At 73.5% G+C, this 4,719-nt stretch carries 4 protein-coding genes and 1 pseudogene (1 of these 5 running past the window's edge); 4 read left to right on the forward strand and 1 reads right to left on the reverse strand.

Annotated elements, in window-relative coordinates:
- Nucleotides 1-339 (reverse strand): annotated as a pseudogene (locus CED_RS02630) (SWIM zinc finger domain-containing protein); it reaches 222 nt to the left of the window's first position.
- A 142-nt stretch (nucleotides 340-481) separates the two neighbouring features.
- Between CED_RS02630 and CED_RS02635 the strand changes: the two are divergent.
- The 4 genes from CED_RS02635 to alr all read left to right on the forward strand — a co-directional run.
- Nucleotides 482-1,375, forward strand: coding sequence for a PadR family transcriptional regulator (locus CED_RS02635; RefSeq protein WP_368671081.1), 894 nt, complete (start codon nucleotides 482-484; stop codon nucleotides 1,373-1,375).
- Nucleotides 1,376-1,553: 178 nt separating this feature from the next.
- The gene (locus CED_RS02640) at nucleotides 1,554-1,910 is read left to right on the forward strand and encodes a holo-ACP synthase (RefSeq protein ID WP_011435073.1); all 357 of its coding nucleotides are present in this window, start codon (nucleotides 1,554-1,556) and stop codon (nucleotides 1,908-1,910) included.
- An 81-nt stretch (nucleotides 1,911-1,991) separates the two neighbouring features.
- On the forward strand, nucleotides 1,992-3,596 hold the full coding sequence (locus CED_RS02645; RefSeq protein ID WP_035908478.1) for an NAD(P)H-hydrate dehydratase: 1,605 nt from the start codon (nucleotides 1,992-1,994) through the stop codon (nucleotides 3,594-3,596).
- A 4-nt stretch (nucleotides 3,597-3,600) separates the two neighbouring features.
- On the forward strand, nucleotides 3,601-4,719 hold a 1,119-nt coding region (gene alr / locus CED_RS02650; protein WP_152569682.1), incomplete at its 3' end, for an alanine racemase.

Here is a 4,719-nt window from a genome sequence, read left to right on the forward strand (position 1 = left end):
CNNNNCNNNCCCCGCCGAGCCGGTGGCCACGAGGGCGACCGCGACCGCGTGCCGGCAGAACGAGCCGGTGGATCCCTCGGTGCAGGTACAGCCCGTCCGTGGCCCGTCGTCGGCCGCCTCCAGGCGGACCTCGTACGAACCGTCGTCGTCCACCGTGCCGGATGCGTTGGTGGGGCGGATACGGAGTTGTTCGACTCGACCGAGAAGAGCCAGATTCACCCCTTCCATGAAGACGTCGGTGCCGGCGTGCTGTGCGCAGGCGCGTTCCTCGAAGGCTGCCTCGAGCGGGGTGACGGCGTCTCCGCCGTGCCCGTTCTCCCCGGACCCCGAAATGATCACTGCTCAATCCTACGGAATTCGCGCGGTTCGGGGATGCCTAGCCGAGTAGGTCTTGTCATCGATTGCATCGCGATATATCGTGAGCCTACGTGATGGAGCGTGAGCGGATTGCTCCGGTCGCGCCGATTCGAAGGGAATGATCATGGTTTCACAGGTGATGCCGGGCCCATGGGGCCACTGGGGATGCGAGGCCGGGTTCGGCCCGTCCCGGCTGCGGGACTTCTTCGAGGCGATGAGCGCTTGGGGGCAGTGTGGTGGCCGGTCGGAGGCGGTGGCCGGCGAGCAGGACCACCCCGAGAGCGGTCGGGCCGGTCGCGTCGGCCGTGGCGGCCACGGTGGGCATCGTGAGCACGGTGGGCATCGTGAGCACGGTGGGCACGCGGGAGGCGGGCCGAGAGGCCGCCGGGGCGGACCGGGCTGGCCGTTCGGCGGCTTTCCCGGTCCGGGGTTCGGTCCGGGCTTCGGCGGCCCCGGCTTCGGTGGCCCCGGCAGCTTCGGCGGCCGTGGGCCGAAGGTGGGGCGGGGCGACGTCCGGGAGGCGCTGCTCGCGCTGCTGGCCGAGGAGCCCATGCACGGCTACCAGATGATCCGCGAGCTTGCGGAGCGCAGCGGTGGCATCTGGCGGCCGAGCCCGGGGTCGGTCTACCCGGTCCTGTCACTGCTGGCCGACGAGGGTCTCGTGCGCGCGGAGGAGGCGGAGGGCAAGCGAGTCTTCCATCTCACCGACGCCGGGCGGGCGCACGTCGAGGCACGCGCAGGGGAGCGCAAGCCGTGGGAGACTGCTGCGGCGGCGGTCGATGACGATCTCACCAGTTTGCGAACGCTGGCGTTCGCCGTCGGTGCGGCCATCGTCCAGGTGGCCCAGGCCGGAGACGAAGCGCAGATCGCCGCGGCGCGGTCCCTGCTCGCCGAGACCCGCCGTGGTCTCTACCGGATCCTCGCCGGGGACGACGTCGAGCCCCCGATGAGACCGGAGGGTGCCGCCACGGGCACCGGCGCGGACAAGGGCCGCACCGCTCCCGATGGCGACAGCTAAGGACGACGGCAACGGCGGATCGGCCCCAGGGCGGGCTGCGACGCACTGATCGACGAAGCGTTGATCAGCGGGGCGCGGGCGCCCTCGGCGAGATGGGCGTGAACCGGCTGGCGGGGACCTCACCGGCCACCCCGGTGCCGACGGCGGCGCAACACCGCGTTTGTGGGAACCTTTCCGGGTGGCGGTGGTGGGCGTCGGAGTGGACGTGGTGGATGTCGACCGGTTCGCCGCGACGCTGGCGCGCACGCCGGGCATCGCGATGAGGCTGTTCACCGCGACCGAACGCGGCCTCGCCCGGCCTGAGCGGTTGGCTGCCCGGTTTGCGGCGAAGGAGGCGGTCGCCAAGGTTCTCGGCGCACCCCCCGGTCTCGAGTGGCACGACACCGAGGTTGTTCTCGGTACCGGGGGGCGACCGTCGTTACGGATCATCGGCACGGTGGCCGCCGCGGCGGCCCGGCTCGGCATCGCGTCCTGGCACCTCTCGCTCACCCACGACGGCGGCGTGGCCGTGGCGATGGTCGTCGCCGAGACCTGAGCACGGTCGGGTCCGGTGGGTCCGGTGGGTCCGTGCCGGCCTGTCGGGCGCCCGCGGATCGGAGCGGGGCAGCATGTCGGCATGCGCAATGCCCATACGGTCGAACAGGTTCGAGGTGCCGAGGCGCCGCTGCTCGCCTCGCTGCCCCCCGGCGCTCTGATGCAGCGGGCGGTGCACGGGCTCGTCGCGCACGCCGCACGACGCCTCGGGCGGGTCTACGGTGCCCGCGTCGTCGTGCTCGCCGGCGGTGGCGACAACGGTGGTGACGCCCTCTGGGCCGGAGCGCGGCTGGCCGCCCGAGGGGCGCGGATTGATGCGGTGGCACCCGGCCGCACCCACCCGGAAGGCACCGCAGCCCTGCTTGCGGCCGGTGGCCGACTGCACCATCCGGGTCCGGTGGTGGGCGCGGGCGGTCCGGCGGGTGCGGGGCAGCCGATCGACGATGAGCGGCTGCGTATCCTGTTCGCCGCCGCCGATCTGGTGCTGGACGGGTTGCTCGGCATCGGGGGCCGGGGCGGGCTGCGCGAGCCGTACGCCCGGCTCGCCGTTCTGGCACCCCCCGAACGGACGGTGGCGGTCGACGTCCCCAGCGGGGTGGACGCGGACACCGGGGCCGTCGCGGGGCCGGCGGTCCGGGCGAGCAGTACCGTCACCTTCGGTACCCGCAAACGCGGCCTGTGGCTCATGCCCGGTGCCGCCCACACCGGCCCCGTCGAGCTGGTCGACATCGGACTGGACCTGCCTGAACCCGACCTGTGCGCTCTCGACGACGCCGACGTCGCCGCGGCATTGCCCGTTCCCAGCCCGACGGCGTCCAAGTACAGTCGCGGGGTCCTCGGCCTCGTCGCCGGCAGCGACGCCTATCCGGGCGCCGCGGTGCTCGCGGTCGGCGGCGCGCTGCGTGGTGGCGCCGGGTACCTGCGGGTAGTGACCGCGGGGCACGCCGAGAAGGTCGCGGGCGAGGCCGTCGGCGCGGTCGTGAGCAGGGCCGGCGATTTCGTGCGGATGGCGCATCCCGAGGCCGTCGTGACCGTCATCGAGGCCGGTGACGCCGACACGATGCTGGCCGCCGGCCGGGTCCAGGCCTGGGCGATCGGCCCAGGCCTGGCGCCGGGACCCGCGGTCCGTACCCTGCTGACGGCGTTGCTGGCGACGGACCTTCCGGTCCTGGTCGACGCGGGGGGCCTCGACCCGCTTGCCGAGATCATCGCGGCGCGGCCCGCCNNCGCCGAGCGGGCGGCGCCNGTGCTGATCACACCGCATGAGGGCGAGTTCCAGCGGTTCGTCTCGGTCGCCCTTGGCCGGGACGCGCAGGCCACCGTCGCCGAACTCGCCGACGATCGGCTCGCTGTTCTCCGGCGGGCCGCGGCGGCGACGGGAGCGGTGATCCTGCTCAAGGGCGCCCGCACACTCGTCGTGCGGCCGGATGGATCGGCGCTGGTCAACACGACCGGATCGGCATGGCTGGGGACCGCCGGGACCGGTGACGTGCTGACCGGCCTGATCGGCTCGCTGCTCGCCGCCGGGCTCGCCCCCGCGACGGCCGGGGCGGTCGGCGCCTATCTGCACGGCCGGGCCGCCGAGCGGGCCCCGGCGCCGCTGGCAGCGAATGATCTGCCCGCCCTCCTGCCCCAGGTCATCGGCGACCTGCTTGACCGGCGACGGATGCCACGCGGAGTAGCGTGACGGCGTGACCGAACAGCGAGCCGGTTCTCCGGCCGGGAATGATCTTCGTTCCTGTGCCGTCATCGATCTCGACGCGGTCCGCACGTCGGTGACCGCCCTCGTCGCCCGGGCAGGCGACGCCGCCACCATGGCGGTCGTCAAGGCTGACGGCTACGGCCACGGCATGATCCCGTGCGCACGGGCGGCCCTGGAGGGCGGGGCCACCTGGCTCGGCACGGCGTTCCTTGAGGAGGCGCTCGCCCTGCGCGCGGCCGGGTTCACCGTCCCGGTGCTGTCCTGGCTCGCGGCGCCCGGTGAATCGTTCGCCGCCGCCATCGCCGCGGATGTCGACCTGTCCGCGTCCGCGGGCTGGGCGCTCGAGGAGGCCGCCGCCGCGGCCCGGCGGACCGGCCGTACCGCCCGGGTGCACCTCAAGGCGGACACGGGCCTCGGCCGGGCGGGAGCCACGGAGGCCGACTGGCCGGCGCTGTGCGACGCCGGGGCGGCACTCGAGGCCGAGGGCGTGATCGAGGTGATCGGTGTGTGGAGCCACTTCGCGTTCGCCGACGCCCCCGGGCATCCCACGGTGCAGGGTCAGATCGGGCGTTTCCGGGATGCGATCGACATCGCCACGAAGGCGGGGCTACACCCGTCCGTGCGGCATCTGGCGAACTCGGCGGCTACCCTGGTCAGCCCGGAGGCGCATTTCGACCTGGTTCGACCGGGAGTGTCCGTTTACGGACTGTCCCCGGGTCCGGAGATCGGGCCGCCGGCGGCCTTTGGCCTGCGCCCCGCGATGACGCTGACGACGCACGCCGCGTTGACCAAGCGGGTACCGGCGGGAANCNNCNNCTCCTACGCGCACCGGTACACGACAACACGCGAGACGACGCTCGCCGTGGTGCCGCTGGGCTACGCCGACGGCATCCCCAGGTCCGCGACGAACACCGCGGAGGTGCTGTTCGGCGGGCGGCGCCGACGCATCGCCGGCACGGTCTGCATGGATCAGTTCGTCCTCGACGTGGGTGACGACCAGGTGGCGGCCGGCGACGAGGTGCTGCTCTTCGGCCCCGGCGACCGCGGCGAACCGACCGCGGACGACTGGGCCGCGGCGCTGGGCACCATCAACTATGAGATCGNNAGC

The organism is Frankia sp. CeD (genome assembly GCF_000732115.1).
Lineage (GTDB): Bacteria > Actinomycetota > Actinomycetes > Frankiales > Frankiaceae > Frankia > Frankia casuarinae.